The 14,811-nt window shown below is 40.3% G+C and carries 11 protein-coding genes; all 11 read left to right on the forward strand.

The window, feature by feature from the left end; translation table 11 throughout:
- Positions 1-87 precede the first annotated feature (87 nt).
- The 11 genes from MKZ03_RS08065 (at position 88) to pgsA (ending at position 14,797) form a co-directional block, all read left to right on the forward strand.
- Entirely contained in the window at positions 88-1,317 is a 1,230-nt protein-coding gene (locus MKZ03_RS08065) for an MFS transporter (protein WP_223250456.1), read from the forward strand.
- A 317-nt stretch (positions 1,318-1,634) separates the two neighbouring features.
- The gene (locus tag MKZ03_RS08070) at positions 1,635-4,751 is read left to right on the forward strand and encodes an MMPL family transporter (RefSeq protein WP_341031486.1); all 3,117 of its coding nucleotides are present in this window, start codon (positions 1,635-1,637) and stop codon (positions 4,749-4,751) included.
- Between the two features lie 144 nt (positions 4,752-4,895).
- Positions 4,896-6,176, forward strand: a complete 1,281-nt coding sequence (yfmF, locus tag MKZ03_RS08075) for an EF-P 5-aminopentanol modification-associated protein YfmF (RefSeq protein WP_341031488.1) — start codon at positions 4,896-4,898, stop codon at positions 6,174-6,176.
- Positions 6,173-7,465 (forward strand): EF-P 5-aminopentanol modification-associated protein YfmH, encoded by a 1,293-nt coding sequence (yfmH, locus tag MKZ03_RS08080; RefSeq protein WP_340972739.1) that lies wholly within the window; start codon positions 6,173-6,175, stop codon positions 7,463-7,465. Before yfmF ends, yfmH begins: the two co-directional genes overlap by 4 nt.
- A gap of 152 nt (positions 7,466-7,617) precedes the next feature.
- The gene (locus MKZ03_RS08085; RefSeq protein ID WP_060596316.1) at positions 7,618-8,094 is read left to right on the forward strand and encodes a MarR family winged helix-turn-helix transcriptional regulator; all 477 of its coding nucleotides are present in this window, start codon (positions 7,618-7,620) and stop codon (positions 8,092-8,094) included.
- On the forward strand, positions 8,072-11,191 hold the full coding sequence (locus MKZ03_RS08090; RefSeq protein ID WP_341031490.1) for an MMPL family transporter: 3,120 nt from the start codon (positions 8,072-8,074) through the stop codon (positions 11,189-11,191). Before MKZ03_RS08085 ends, MKZ03_RS08090 begins: the two co-directional genes overlap by 23 nt.
- 31 nt (positions 11,192-11,222) lie before the next feature.
- Positions 11,223-11,951 (forward strand): elongation factor P 5-aminopentanone reductase, encoded by a 729-nt coding sequence (gene ymfI, locus MKZ03_RS08095; RefSeq protein WP_282068100.1) that lies wholly within the window; start codon positions 11,223-11,225, stop codon positions 11,949-11,951.
- Between the two features lie 73 nt (positions 11,952-12,024).
- Positions 12,025-12,282 (forward strand): DUF3243 domain-containing protein, encoded by a 258-nt coding sequence (locus MKZ03_RS08100; protein ID WP_003211590.1) that lies wholly within the window; start codon positions 12,025-12,027, stop codon positions 12,280-12,282.
- Positions 12,283-12,413: 131 nt separating this feature from the next.
- Positions 12,414-13,205 carry a DUF3388 domain-containing protein gene (locus tag MKZ03_RS08105; RefSeq protein ID WP_003211480.1) on the forward strand — a complete coding sequence of 264 codons (792 nt, stop codon included), beginning with the start codon at positions 12,414-12,416 and terminating at the stop codon, positions 13,203-13,205.
- A 23-nt stretch (positions 13,206-13,228) separates the two neighbouring features.
- On the forward strand, positions 13,229-14,140 hold the full coding sequence (locus MKZ03_RS08110; protein WP_106030901.1) for a helix-turn-helix domain-containing protein: 912 nt from the start codon (positions 13,229-13,231) through the stop codon (positions 14,138-14,140).
- A 75-nt stretch (positions 14,141-14,215) separates the two neighbouring features.
- Complete coding sequence (gene pgsA, locus MKZ03_RS08115) at positions 14,216-14,797, forward strand: CDP-diacylglycerol--glycerol-3-phosphate 3-phosphatidyltransferase (RefSeq protein WP_034662216.1); 582 nt, start codon at positions 14,216-14,218, stop codon at positions 14,795-14,797.
- Positions 14,798-14,811 lie beyond the last annotated feature (14 nt).

Below are 14,811 nucleotides of genomic sequence, written 5' to 3' on the forward strand. Positions count from 1 at the left end.
ATAAGCGGTTGCTTTTTGTTTGCCCATACATAATACCCGTAAAACTTGCCACACTAATACGTAACAGTATATAGAATTGGGTGAATGATGTTGGGCGAGAAAACAGTCAGTAAAAAGAATATTATTGCATTATCATCAGTGCCTCTAATCATGACACTTGGGAACTCGATGTTAATACCTGTATTGCCAGAGATAGAAAAGACACTCTCCATCACTTCCTTTCAAGTCTCCCTCATTATTACGGTATACTCTGTTGTAGCGATCTTATGTATTCCAATCGCCGGCTATTTATCGGACCGAATCGGGCGTAAAAAGGTACTCCTGCCGTGTCTGTTAATCGCAGGTCTTGGTGGGGCTGTGGCAGCAGTTGCCTCAACGATCATGAAAGAACCCTACATGTGGATTCTATTTGGAAGGGTCCTTCAAGGCGTTGGCTCAGCCGGAGCAGCACCTGTCGTGATGCCGTTTATAGGAGATTTGTTTCATGATGATGAAGAAGTAAGTGCGGGACTTGGCGCCATCGAAACCTCTAACACAGCTGGAAAGGTATTAAGCCCGATTATTGGGGCGCTTCTAGCTTCATGGTTTTGGTTTGTGCCGTTTTGGTTTATTCCGTTCTTTTCAATCATCAGCTTTCTCATGGTACTGTTCATGGTAGAGTCCGCGAAAAAAGAGGAGGACCCGCCTACATTCAAAGAATTTTTAAAATCAACAAAGACCATTTTTAAGCATGAGGGACGCTGGCTTTATGCCATTTTTGCAATTGGCGGTTTTATTATGTTTCTTCTTTTTGGTGTGCTTTTTTACTTATCTGATAACCTAGAGGCAGCTTATCAAATTAAGGGTGTCAAAAAAGGGCTCCTGCTTAGTATCCCGCTCCTTTTTCTATCTATCAGTTCATACATTGCTGGGAAAACGATTGGAAAAGAAAAAGGGAAAATGAGAATCTTTATAATCGTAGGCATGGCCTTGTTATCACTTTCCTATATGTTTTTATGGTGGAATCACAGCTTTTACGTATTGTTTATCTGTTTAAGCGTTGGCGGTGTTGGCATCGGTATTGTACTGCCTGCACTTGATGCCCTGATCACAGAAGGAATCGAAAAAGAGCAGTGCGGAACCATTACGTCATTTTACAGCAGTATGCGTTTTATCGGTGTCGCTTTAGGACCTCCGATTTACGCCTATCTCATGGATAAAGGGGACTCCATCGTTTTTATTCTCTCGACCATTTGCAGTCTTATTTCACTATTTTTGGTCCTCTTCTTTATCCAGCCAGATGAAAAGGATGAAAGTGAACAATTAAAAACGGTTTAATCTAGAAAAAAGACGGTATTTTGCCATCTTTTTTCTTTTTTATAAATTGACATGTAAAATTTTGATAGTTAAACTAATGTATAGTAATATCTTTTAAATTATCCCAAATAGGAGGTGTTCAAAAACATTCATTTTCTGTCTTTCTTCAGGCAGAAATTGAGCTCGCGTGCTGATGATGAATATGTGTTTCTTCAACACGAAAAGACAATTGAATAGGTCATCCTGCCATTAGCACGTTGAAGGAGACGCAGTCAGCACTTCAGACACGCTCAAATACAGCAAATTGATTGATGAACTAGAAGGAGCTTGAAGCAGCTATGTTGCAAATAATTAAAGCAAGATGGATTGTATTAGTGGTGTGGATGATAACAGCTGTGATTCTGTTTATTACTGCGCCTAATTTAGAGGAATTAACAAGAGAAAAAGGGCAATTAAAGGTTCCGGAGGGGACACCAACAGCTGAGGCACTTCACTTATTGGATAAGCTATCAGATCATAACGGGAAAAAAGATACGGGTGTCATTGTATTCTCCGAACAACATCTGTTCCCTGAGAAAGAGCAGGAATTAAAAAAGGCTTTATCTGCACTCATGACTCATGCCCCAGACCTCCACATTGACGGAATTACTTCGTATTTTCATGTAGATCCGGACATTCAAAAACAACTTTTATCAAAGGATAAAAGTACACTTCTTGTTCCATTCAAATTCGACCACTACGAAACAAAAGCTGTGAAGATTAAAGAACAAATTGAGGAAGTTTTAAAGCCCTATCATGTCTCATATGAAATGACGGGTCAAAAATTTGTGGATTCAGATGTCATTAAAAGCTCTCAACAAGGTCTGAAGAAAACTGAACTTATTACGATGATTTTTATTTTCTTTATTTTAATCATTGTTTTCAGATCGATTTTGGCACCTGTTGTTCCGCTCATTACGATCGGCATTTCTTATGCCGTCAGCCGGTGTATTGTGGCTTTTCTAGTAGAATATATGCAATTTCCTCTATCTAATTTTACTCAGATTTTTATGGTAGCTATTATGTTCGGTATAGGAACAGATTATTGTATTTTGCTGTTAAGCCGTTTTAAAGAAGAGATCGGTCAAGGTCGTGATGTCAAAGAGTCGATTATCATCACATATAAATGTGCAGGGAAAACGGTCTTTTTCAGTGGCTTAGCCGTGTTAGTCGGCTTCTCAAGCATTGGGTTTGCCAAATTTCAATTGTATCAATCAGCTGTTAGTGTTGCTGTTGGAGTTGGCATACTGCTGATTGCCCTAGTCACCATCGTTCCCTTTTTTATGTCTGTTTTCGGACAATCCCTTTTTTGGCCATCTAAAAGAGAAAACATTCGCCACCCCCAAAGTAAAATGTGGGAATGGGCTGGGCGTTTTTCATTTAAAAGGCCGCTGATCAGTTTAGGTTTAGTTGCACTAATTACTGTGCCTCCTATTTTGATGTACGACGGAACTCTTTCTTATAACAGCTTAAATGAGATTGGGACAAAGTATGAATCAGTGTCTGCATTTAATACGATATCAGAGCAATTTGGCTTTGGGGAAGCGCTGCCCCTGAATGTACTTGTTGAAAGTGACAATAAGTTAGATAACCAAGAAAAGATTGTCATGATTGAAAAACTGACCCGTAAATTAAATGACATTGACGAAGTAAAAACAGTCCGCAGTGTCACTAGGCCTGTTGGAGACGGGCTAAGTCAGCTTTACGTCACCTCTCAAGCAAAAGAGCTGGGAGGAGAACTTGGCAAAGGCCACGAAGGAATCGGGAAAATTTCAGATGGCCTGACCGAAACAAATCTTGCCCTTCTCAAACAAAAACCAAAAATTCAAGAATCCGCTAAAGGCATTGACCAGCTGATTGATGGAACAAAAGCGATCAAAAGCGGAATTGGAGAAGTAAGGGAGTCCTTGATCTCTTTAGAAGATGGGGTAAGGCGCAGTAAAGATGGCGTCGGGACCATCCGAAGTGAAATCAAAGAAGCGAAAAAGGAATTAGAGCAAGAATATCGCAGCAGTGAAGCGATGATTCAAGAGCTTAAGCGAATGGTGAGTACGCTGGAACGTCATGCGAAATCGAATCAGCAGCTGATGACCACCATTAAAAAAGTAAAAAATTCCTATGAAAATGTATCGTTTGAAGCACTTGAAAAACGGCTTCCAGAAGTAAAAGATATGGATGAATATAAAGAAATCAAGAAAGTATTCAAAGACACAAAAGGAATGCTTGATCAAGCAGGGGACCAAATGAGTGTGTATGAAGAGGAAGCCTCTCACTTTAAACAAAAGATCAAAAAAGCAGATCAAGTAATTCAAACCTTATCAAGCAAGCAAAAAGACGTAAAACGCCAAGTGCAAGCACTCATGGACGGGCTCGATCAAATTTATGACGGTCTTGAACAAACAAATGAAGGACAAAAACAATTGATCAAAGAAATGCCTAAAATTGAAGATGGAGCAGATCAGCTGACAGACGGCCAAAAATCCATCAAAAAAGGATTTAACCAGCTTTCATCAAAACTCACATTGTTAACAGATGGTTTAGATGAAAGTATTGAAGGGCTCGAGCAGGTCAAAAGCGGCTTCACAGAGGCGGGCGGCTACTTAAAGCAGCTTCAGCAAGCGCCAGATGAAGAAATAACGGGCTGGTTTATTCCAGAAGAGGTGCTGAAACGTCATGAATTTAAACAAATCTTTCAGACGTATATGTCTCCAGATCGTAAATTAACAACCTTTGAAGTCATTTTAAATGTGAATCCATACAGCAATGAAGCGATGAAAGGCGTTGCGAAAATTGAAGACACTCTTAAACAATATTTACCTGTCAGCGGGTTAAAGAATGCAAATTACGGTGTGTCTGGTATCTCAAGTTTAAATGTAGATTTAAAAGAAACATCTGACGGTGACTTTATTCGAACGGTCATTTTCATGTTAATTGGCATCTTTATCATTTTAATTATATTATTACGGTCAATCGTCATGCCGATATACTTAACACTTTCACTTATTTTAACGTATTTTACATCCATCGGTTTAACTGAATGGATCTTTAAAACATTTTTTGGCTACGACGGTGTCAGCTGGGCTGTCCCATTTTTCAGCTTTGTCATTCTTGTCACCCTTGGCATTGATTATTCGATCTTCCTAATGGATCGCTTTAATGAATGGAAGGGAGAGCATGTGCAAGCATCAATGATATCAGCGATGAGAAATATGGGTTCCGTCATTATTTCAGCAGTCGCGATATTAGCGGGGACCTTCGCCGCCATGCTGCCGTCTGGTGTATTATCACTTATTGAGATTGCAACGGTCATACTCATTGGACTTTTATTATATGCTTTTGTTGTATTGCCGCTCTTTATCCCGGTCATGGTTCGTATTTTCGGTAAATGGAATTGGTGGCCTTTTAGAATGAAATAACACCGGCGTCTCTGCTTATAGCAGAGGCGTTTTTATTTCCTATCCTTTCCTCTGATTGATATAATGTCTATTAAATGGCTGTTTCACGTATATATCAGCTATGTTCTAATACATAATAAATAGGATGAACAAAGGAGGTTTCTCATGACGTACTTACAAGAGAAGACACTAGACACACCTGGTCTTCATACTCATATTGTCAAAACAGAAAAATTTAAAACGGTCACAATCCTTTTTAAAATGCTTGCGCCTCTATCGAAAGATGATGTCACCATGCGTTCACTTTTCCCGCATGTGCTGTTAAGAGGAACAGAGAAAATGCCGAAAACGGGAGAATTGCGTGCTTATTTTGATGAGCTTTATGGTGCAACTGTTTCGGCAGACATGGCGAAAAAAGGGGAAAATCACATCATTACCTTCCGCCTGGAAATGGCGAATGAAAAATATTTAAAGGATCAAACCCCTTTACTAGAAAAAGGGATTGCTTTACTATCTGACCTACTATTCCATCCGTATGTTGAAGATGGGGTGTTTAGTCAATTATATGTAGATCAAGAAAAACGCACATTAAAACAGCGAATTCAAGCAGTGTATGATGATAAAATGCGTTACTCGAACTTAAGACTTGTGCAGGAAATGTGCAAAGGTGAACCGTATGCACTGCACGTCAATGGAGAAATGGAAGACATTGAAACGATCACAGCTCACTCGCTTTTTGAAGCTTATGAGCATGCGCTTCAATCAAATCAGCTTGATCTTTATGTTGTGGGAGATGTTGACGAACAAGACATCAGCCGAATGGTCTCTCAATACTTCAAAACAAGTGATAGAGAACCGGTCAAACAACACGCTGACTCAACAAGAACGCAAAAAGAAGCAAAAGAAGTCATTGATGAAGAGGACGTGAAGCAAGGCAAGCTGAATATCGGCTTTCGCACGCATACGACGATTGCAGATGAAGATTATCCGGCGCTGCATTTGTTTAATGGCATATTTGGCGGCTTCTCGCATTCGAAGCTATTCATCAATGTTCGGGAAAAAGCAAGTCTTGCGTACTACGCTGTGTCTAGACTTGAGAGCTTTAAAGGCTTGATGATGGTCATGTCAGGAATTGAAGTCGGCAACTACCAGCAGGCAGTAGACATCATTAAAGAACAATTTGAAGCGATGCAAAAGGGTGATTTTTCAGATGGAGCGATTGACCAAACAAAGGCTGTCGTCAAAAATCAGCTGCTTGAAACGATTGATACATCTTATGGGACAGCAGAATATTTGTATCAGCATGCCGTTGTGCCAACAGGGGAAACCCTTGATTCCTTTTTAGAAGCATTAGACCGAGTGACAAAAGAGGACATCATCAAAGTGGGTCAGAAAATTGAATGGGATACGACCTATTTTCTTAAAGGAACGGAGGGTGCTTCATGACAGTGAAAACAATTCAATTCGACCAGCTGCAAGAAACGGTCTATCACGAAAAAATGGAGAGCGGACTTGACGTCTATGTGCTGCCAAAGCAAGGGTTTAACAAAACCTATGCGACCTTTACAACCAAATATGGCTCTGTCGATAACGAATTTGTGCCGCTTGGCAAAGAAGAGATGATTCGAGTGCCTGACGGAATTGCCCATTTCTTAGAGCATAAACTGTTTGAAAAAGAAGATGGAGACGTATTTCATACATTTAGTAAGCAAGGAGCATCCGCAAATGCTTTTACAACGTTTACGAGAACAGCTTACTTATTCTCAAGCACCTCAAATGTCGAACAAAACCTTGAGACACTCATTGATTTTGTTCAAGAGCCTTATTTTACTGAAAAAACAGTCGAAAAAGAAAAAGGCATCATTGGTCAAGAGATTAACATGTATGATGACAATCCGGACTGGCGTTTATTCTTCGGTCTGATTGAAAATCTTTATAAAGAGCATCCCGTGAGAATTGATATTGCTGGAACAGTAGAAAGTATTGCTCCGATTACAAAAGATCATTTGTATGAATGCTATGAAACGTTCTATCACCCGAGCAATATGCTTCTATTTGTTGTCGGCCCCGTTGATCCGAAGCAAATATTAGATCAAGTCAGAGCGAATCAGGCGAAGAAGCCATTTACAGACCAGCCAGAGATCAAAAGAAAAGACATCAATGAGCCCGAAGGTGTGTACCGAAAAGAATACGAACTTCCAATGAACGTACAAGGCTCGAAATGTATGTTCGGGTTGAAAACAAAGAATCCTCATAAAAAAGGGAATCAGCTGCTAAAACATGAGCTCGGTATGAATCTCATTTTAGAGACGCTGTTTGGTAAAAGCTCCTTACAATATGAACAAATGTATGAAAAAGGCTTAATTGATGAAACCTTCAGCTACGATTATACGGAAGAAGGCGGTTTTGGCTTCACGTCCGTTGGCGGAGATACAAATGATCCTGATCAACTGGCAAAAGTATTAAAAGAAACCCTTCTTCAAGCAAAGAACTTGATGTCAGAAGAGAAAATTGAGCTCGCTCGCAAGAAGAAAATCGGCAGCTTTTTAAAAGCCATGAACTCTCCCGAATACATTGCGAACCAATTCACCCGATATGCATTTTTAGACATGAGCTTATTTGATGTCGTGACCATGCTGGAACAGATTCAATTAACCGACATTCAGCAAATTTTAGAGGAAGAAATTGATGAAGAACGGATGTCCGTTTTCAAAGTCGTCCCGAAAACAAAATAAATAAAAAAAGACAAACTCAGATCAAATGAGTTTGTCTTTTTTATGTCTAATTGATAAAAGCATGTTATTAGTGAGGATTTTCATTGACAATCAATTTGTTCGTTAGTTAAACTCTTTAATAGTTAAACACTTAAACTAAAAAGGAGCAGCGTATGGAACAAAATAAAATTGCACAGCTCATTCAGAGATATGCAGACGTCTATCTCATGATGGAAAAAAAGGTATCGGGTATGATCACGGAAAAGCTTGATAAAGAGCTGACGCTTGATCAGTATTACTCGCTTCGATACATCAATTTACATCCTGGATGTACATCAACTGACCTTGCAAATGTATGTAATGTGAACAAAAGTGCTGTAACCTCCATGACAAATCGTCTTTTTACGAAAAACTATATTGTCCGTGAGCACGATCAAGCCGATCGAAGAAATGTTCACCTATACGTCACGCCAGAGGGCAAAGATGTGGTCAGCCGAATGGAAAAGCAGCTTCAGGATCTAGTTCGCTCTTATTTTGAAAAGCTGGAAGAAAAAGAAATGGAATCATTTATTCAAACATATGAAAAGATCTATCAAGTGATCATCGAAGAGGAGGCACAAAGTACTAATGAGAGCAATCATAAAGGGTAGATGGCTGATCACGATTCTATGGATCGTATTAGCGGCAGTGTTACTCATCACCGCTCCTAATATGGCGCAATTAACAAAAGAAAAAGGGCAAATTTCTGTACCAGACGGCTATCCGTCCTCATATGCGAATCAGTTATTAAAGAAAATGTCTGAAAACGGCGATACAGAAAAATCAATCGTCATTGTCTTTCAAGAAAAGAACATCGTAAAAGAAAGAGAAACATCTTTAAAAAAGGCAATGGAGATTATAGAAAAAGATCAAGATCTTCATGTAGAGGACATCACTTCTTATTTTGAAGCCAATAAAGATATCAAAAAACAGATGCTCTCTAAAGATGAAACAACGCTTCTTGTTCCAGTTACATATGACTCAAACAAAATCAAAGCTTCCGATTTTAAAGAAAAAGTCAATGAAAAGCTGAAGAGCTTAAATCTGACATTTGAAATGACAGGGCAGCCATTAATTGACGATGATGTGATCACAAGCTCGCAAGAAGGTCTGAAGAAAACAGAGTTCATTACGATTGGGTTTATTCTCATCGTCCTTGTCCTTGTCTTTAGATCAGCTGTGGCGCCTTTCGTTCCATTAGTCGCAGTAGCTCTGTCTTACTTGGTGAGCCAATCCATCGTGGCTTATTTAGTCAAATATCTCGACTTCCCGCTCACGACCTTTACCCAAATCTTCATGGTCGCGATCATGTTTGGAATAGGAACGGACTACTGCATTCTGCTTCTCAGCCGCTTTAAAGAAGAGATCGCACACGGTAAAGATAAAATTGAGGCGATTCTGATTACGTATAAAACAGCAGGAAAGACCGTTTTATTCAGCGGAATTGCGGTGCTGATCGGTTTTACCTGTATAGGTCTGGCGCAATTCCAGCTCTATAAATCAGCTGTTGCAGTAGCAGTTGGTGTCGCTGTGCTGATTGTGGCGCTTCTCACGATTGTTCCGTTCTTTATGGCGGTTTTAGGAAAAGTGTTATTTTGGCCGATTAAAGGTGATATTGCTCATCCGCAGTCAAAAATGTGGGAAACAGCAGGACGCTTTTCCTTTAAGAAACCACTTTTTAGTTTATTAATCGTAGGAATCATTACGCTTCCGCCCATTCTCATGTATAAAGGAACGCTTTCGTATAACAGCTTAGATGAAATCGGTAATAAATACGAATCAGTCAATGCATTCAATACCATTTCTGACAAATTTGGGCCAGGAGAAGCACTGCCGGCAACGATTGTCGTGAAATCAGCTGATTTGTTAGACAATAATAAAGGATTGATTGCCGTTGAAAAGCTCAGCCGTGCAATTGAACAAACAGATGGCGTAAGTAAAGTGAGAAGTGCGACACGTCCTGTCGGTAAAGGGCTGAGTGATCTGTACGTGAAATCACAAGCCAAAGAGCTGAATACCGGACTTGATAAAAGTAATGAAGGCTTGAAAAAAATCCAAGATGCACTGACGACAATGAGTAAATCTATTGAAGATCAAACGCCGCAGATCAAATCATCTGGAAAAGGCATTAACCAGCTGATTTCTGGCACTGAATCAGTGCAAACAGGCATTCAAAACGTCGAGAAATCGTTAAGAAAACTGCAAAATGGAATCGACCAAAATAAAAAAGGTGTAGAAGCCATTAAAGAGGAAATCAAAGGTGCGAAAAAGGAATTAACGGCTCAAGTCGCACAAGTGAATCAACAAGTGTCGCTGTATAAAAGCATTTCCAAAGAATTAAAGGCAGCATTAGCGCAAGTTGATACGTCATCCTCTGCCGCAGCGGATGTAAAAGCATTAATCACACAAGCAAATAAACAATTTAGTACACTCGAAAAACAAATTCCGCAGGTAAAAGAAAATCAATCGTATCAAGCCATCAAAGCTTCATATAATGAACTTTCTACGACCTTGCAAGAAGGAGCGAAACAGGCAGACAGCTATGCCAAACAAGCAAAAGAAGCTAAAAAACAGCTTGAAGCAGCGGATGCCTTTATCGCAAAAGCTTCAGAGCAGCAGAAAGTCTTGACGAGTCAAATTGATGAGCTCATTGCTGGCTTAGACGCAATTGAAACTGGACTTGATCAAACGTCTAAAGGTCAAGGACAGTTAGCTGATAATATGCCGAAGCTTGCAAATGGAGCTGGCAAAGTGATTGATGGTCAAAAACAAATGAAAGAAAAGATTGGCGGCTTTGGTGATGACCTGACCAAGCTGACAGATGGGCTGAACAAAAGCGCAAGTGGCCTGGAGAAAATTTCAAGCGGGTTAATGGGTGCAGGTGACTACTTAGACGAACTGAAAAATGCACCAGATCAAGACATGGCCGGCTGGTTTATCCCAAAAGACGTGCTGAAAAATAAAGCATTCAAGCAAGTATTTGATTCATACATGTCGGATGACCGCAAGATGACAAAAATTGATGTCATTTTAGAAAAAAATCCATATGGCAATGAAGCCTTGTCGACGATCAAACAAGTAGAAGCTTCTGTCGAGCGGGCACTTCCTGAAACGAACCTAAAAGATGCATCATTCGGCGTTTCAGGTGTATCAAGTATGAACGCTGATTTAAAACAGCTGTCAGACCAAGATTTCAATAAGACGGTTCTTTACATGATGATCGGTATTTTCCTCATCCTGGTGATCCTGTTCCGTTCGCTTGTTATGCCGCTGTACTTGGTAGGTTCACTTATTTTGACTTACTTTACAGCTATCGGGATGACAGAATTTATTTTCACCCATTTCTTCGGATACCCGGGCATTAACTGGGCTGTTCCATTCTTTGGATTTGTCATATTAATGGCGCTCGGAGTCGATTATTCGATTTTCTTAATGGAGCGGTTCAATGAATACAAAACAAAAGACATTCAGTTTGCTATGACCGAATCAATGAAGAATATGGGCTCTGTCATTATGTCTGCTGCTGTTATTTTGGCAGGAACCTTTGCAGCAATGCTTCCTTCAGGAGTGCTGTCTCTCCTGCAGATTGCAACACTTGTTCTAACAGGACTTTTGCTGTACGCACTCGTTGTGCTACCATTGTTCGTACCTGTGATGGTGAAATTGTTCGGATCAGCTAACTGGTTCCCATTTAAACGAAAAGAATAGATATTTCAAATAGAAAGTAGGAATCCATGTGATGAGTCGTTGGGCGCTGATAACAGGTGCCAGTGGCGGGATTGGGCAGGCTGCAGCCAAAAAGCTTGCCCATGAAGGCTGCCACGTGATGCTCCATTATCACAAAAATGAACAGGCAGCCGTGCAGCTTGCCGCTCAGCTGGAAGAAACATGTCATATTCAGACGCACGTCGTTCAAGCGGATTTAGCTAAAATGGGCGGAGCAGATGAGCTCGTCAGCCGTCTGCCTGTATCCCCAGATATTCTTGTATTAAATAGCGGTAAAAGTCATGTCGGATTAGTGACAGATACAGAAAAAGATGTATTAGCCAGTATGGTGCAGCTGCATGTCACAAGTCCATATGAGCTCACCCAACACCTATTGCCAGCCATGATTCAAAAAAAAGCAGGTCATATTGTTGTAGTAAGCTCGATATGGGGAGAAACAGGTGCATCCTGTGAAGTGCTGTACAGCATGGTGAAGGGGGCGCAAAATGCGTTTATTAAAGGTCTGGCAAAAGAGCTTGCCCCAAGTGGAATTAGAGCAAATGCTGTTTCGCCAGGTGCTGTCCGTACAGACATGATGAAAAGCTTCACACAAGAAGATATTGCAATGCTTGAGGAAGAAATCCCGCTTGGCCGGCTTGCATCACCTGAGGAGATAGCAAATGTCATTTGGTTTCTCGCCTCAAAGCAGTCAAGTTATATGACAGGTCAAATTTTATCCGTTAATGGCGGCTGGTACTGTTAAAAAACGTGTATAATTCGTCTCTCCATGACAAAAGCTATGGCTGTAATTCATCTTTTCGAATGGAGGAATCGACATGTCAGTACTTGAGAACTGGGACCATTGGAAAAACTTTTTAGGTGACCGTTTAAATCATGCGCAGGATAAAGGTTTAAAAGATGATACCATCAATAACCTTGCGTATGAAATTGGCGGATATTTAGCTAACGAAGTTGAAGCAAAGAACGAGCAAGAAAGAGTACTTGCTGACCTTTGGAGCGTTGCATCAGAAGATGAGCAGCGCGCTATTGCCAATATGATGGTCAAGCTGGTTGAAAATAATAGCTCGCACTAAACAAAAAGAGGGGTCGTTTGTGCCTCTCTTTTTATTTTAACCGTTTAGCAACATTGTGCTTTCTAAAAATGTGAAAATGCTTTATGATAAAGGAAGGTAAAAATTTGCCACAATGAAGGGGGTAATATCATTTGGCAAAGCTCGAATGGTATTTTGAATATGAGATACAGGTAAACCGTCCCGGACTATTAGGAGACATTTCTTCTCTAATGGGGATGCTTTCAATTAATATTGTGACAATTAATGGTGTTGATGTATCAAGACGCGGAATGCTTTTGCGCTGTGACCACACAGATCAAATTAAGCGCCTTGAATCAATTTTAAATACAATGGAAACGATAAAAGTAACGAAATTAAGACAGCCAAAACTTCGTGACCGCTTAGCGGTTCGTCACGGCAGATATATTCAGCGTGATGCGGATGACAAAAAGACGTTCCGTTTTGAAAGGGACGAGCTTGGTCTTCTTGTTGATTTTATGGCTGAACTATTTAAAAAAGAAGGACATAAATTGATTGGGATTCGCGGGATGCCGCGTGTCGGAAAAACAGAATCAATTGTAGCTTCAAGTGTATGTGCCAGCAAGAGATGGCTTTTTGTATCGTCCACTCTTTTGAAACAGACGATCCGAAGTCAGCTGATTGCGGATGAATACAGCCCAGATAACGTCTTTATTATTGATGGGATTGTGTCGACGCGAAGAGGTTCTGAGAAGCACTTGCAGCTTTTAAGAGAAATTATGAGACTGCCGGCAACGAAGGTGGTTGAGCATCCAGACATCTTTATTCAAAATTCAGAATATACAATGGATGATTTCGACTATATCATTGAATTGCGTAATAGTGCAGATGAAGAGATTACATATGAGCACGCTGAAGAACCACAAGTGTTTGATCATTCTGGTTTTTCTGGCTTCGATTTTTAATATGGTAATGGTAGGTGTTTGTTTTGACTGAATTGGGAAAACGGCTCATTGAGGCCAGAGAGGAAAAAGGGATGTCGCTGGAGGATCTTCAGACGGTGACCAAAATCCAAAAGCGCTACTTGCTAGCAATCGAACAAGGAAACTATGATATTATTCCAGGTAAATTTTACGTCAGAGCGTTTATTAAACAATATGCCGAAGCCGTTGGACTAAATCCTGAACAATTGTTCGAAGAATTTCGTAAAGATGTACCGAGCACGTATAACGATGAAGTATCTGATAAATTATCAAATATTAAGCCGCAAAGAGAGCTGCCAAAGCCTGCCTCGAAGGTGCTTGAGCTGCTGCCGACCATCTTGATTATTGGAGGCGTCCTTGTGGTCATCGCGATCATTTATGTAATTGTGCAGGCGGTCAATCATGATAGCGGGCAGAAGAACAATCAGACGGCTCCTCAGCAGTCAGAATCTAAATATGAAGTATCTGAGGATTCATCTCTTGCAAAGGATCAAAAGAAAAAAGAAAAAGCTTCGTCAGATGATCAAGAAAAATCATCTAAAAAAGATGACTCATCAAAGGATTCATCCAAAGACGATGAAACGGTCTCTTTGAAGGCAACGAATACGGAAGGCTCAACGACAACGTATGAAGTGTCAGGTGCAGATGAGATGGAGTTAACCATTTCTGCAACAAAAGCTTCATGGCTGCGCGTCAGAGACGAATCTGGAAAAGTGCTGAAGATGGGTGAACTAAAAGATGGCGAATCGTTTAAAACAGACTTGTCTGAGCTCTCTCAGGTCGATATCCGTCTAGGCAATGCGACTGGAATTGATATCAAGGTGAATGACGAAACGCTTAAGTACGAATTAGACCCTAAAAACACCATGACACAAAACATTGTGATTGTGAATAAAGGAAAGGAAAAGTCATCTTAAGCAAGTAGATGACTTTTCTTTTGTTCCTACTATTATATATACATAAAAAAATGGCTTATTGGAGGATTGAATTTCATGTTTAACTTACCGAATAAAATAACTCTTTCTAGGATCGCCTTGATCCCTGTTTTTATGATCATTATGCTTGCACCTTTAGATTGGGGTGTTGCGCGTTTTGGTAACGTCAGCATCGAAGTGACGCATCTTGTTGGAGCAATCCTGTTTATTGTCGCTTCGACAACTGACTGGATTGATGGGTACTATGCGCGTAAACTTAACTTAGTGACAAACTTTGGTAAATTTTTAGATCCGCTTGCAGATAAATTGCTTGTTTCAGCTGCTTTAATTATACTTGTTCAATACAACCTCACACCGGCATGGATGGCGATTGTGATCATTAGCCGTGAATTTGCTGTAACCGGTCTAAGGCTTGTATTAGCCGGAGGCGGTGAAGTGGTAGCAGCTAATATGCTTGGAAAAGTGAAAACATGGGCGCAAATCATTGCGATTTCAGCACTTCTATTGCATAACCTGCCATTTGAACTTGTATCATTCCCGTTTGGTGACCTTGCGATGTGGGTAGCAGTGTTCTTCACTGTTGTGTCAGGCTGGGATTACTTTGCAAAAAACTGGGAAGCTTTAAAGAATTCTAACTAAAAAGGACGTGTACG

Source organism: Bacillus sp. FSL R5-0431 (assembly GCF_038002985.1).
GTDB lineage: Bacteria > Bacillota > Bacilli > Bacillales > Bacillaceae > Bacillus.

What these genes read in the sequence shown, in the direction of transcription:
- pgsA (WP_034662216.1), top strand. Translation starts at nt 14,216, where the DNA reads ATGTTTAACTTACCGAATAAAATAACTCTTTCTAGGATCGCCTTGATC.
- yfmH (WP_340972739.1), top strand. Translation starts at nt 6,173, where the DNA reads ATGACAGTGAAAACAATTCAATTCGACCAGCTGCAAGAAACGGTCTAT.
- MKZ03_RS08070 (WP_341031486.1), top strand. Translation starts at nt 1,635, where the DNA reads ATGTTGCAAATAATTAAAGCAAGATGGATTGTATTAGTGGTGTGGATG.
- MKZ03_RS08100 (WP_003211590.1), top strand. Translation starts at nt 12,025, where the DNA reads ATGTCAGTACTTGAGAACTGGGACCATTGGAAAAACTTTTTAGGTGAC.
- ymfI (WP_282068100.1), top strand. Translation starts at nt 11,223, where the DNA reads ATGAGTCGTTGGGCGCTGATAACAGGTGCCAGTGGCGGGATTGGGCAG.
- MKZ03_RS08090 (WP_341031490.1), top strand. Translation starts at nt 8,072, where the DNA reads ATGAGAGCAATCATAAAGGGTAGATGGCTGATCACGATTCTATGGATC.
- yfmF (WP_341031488.1), top strand. Translation starts at nt 4,896, where the DNA reads ATGACGTACTTACAAGAGAAGACACTAGACACACCTGGTCTTCATACT.
- MKZ03_RS08085 (WP_060596316.1), top strand. Translation starts at nt 7,618, where the DNA reads ATGGAACAAAATAAAATTGCACAGCTCATTCAGAGATATGCAGACGTC.
- MKZ03_RS08065 (WP_223250456.1), top strand. Translation starts at nt 88, where the DNA reads ATGTTGGGCGAGAAAACAGTCAGTAAAAAGAATATTATTGCATTATCA.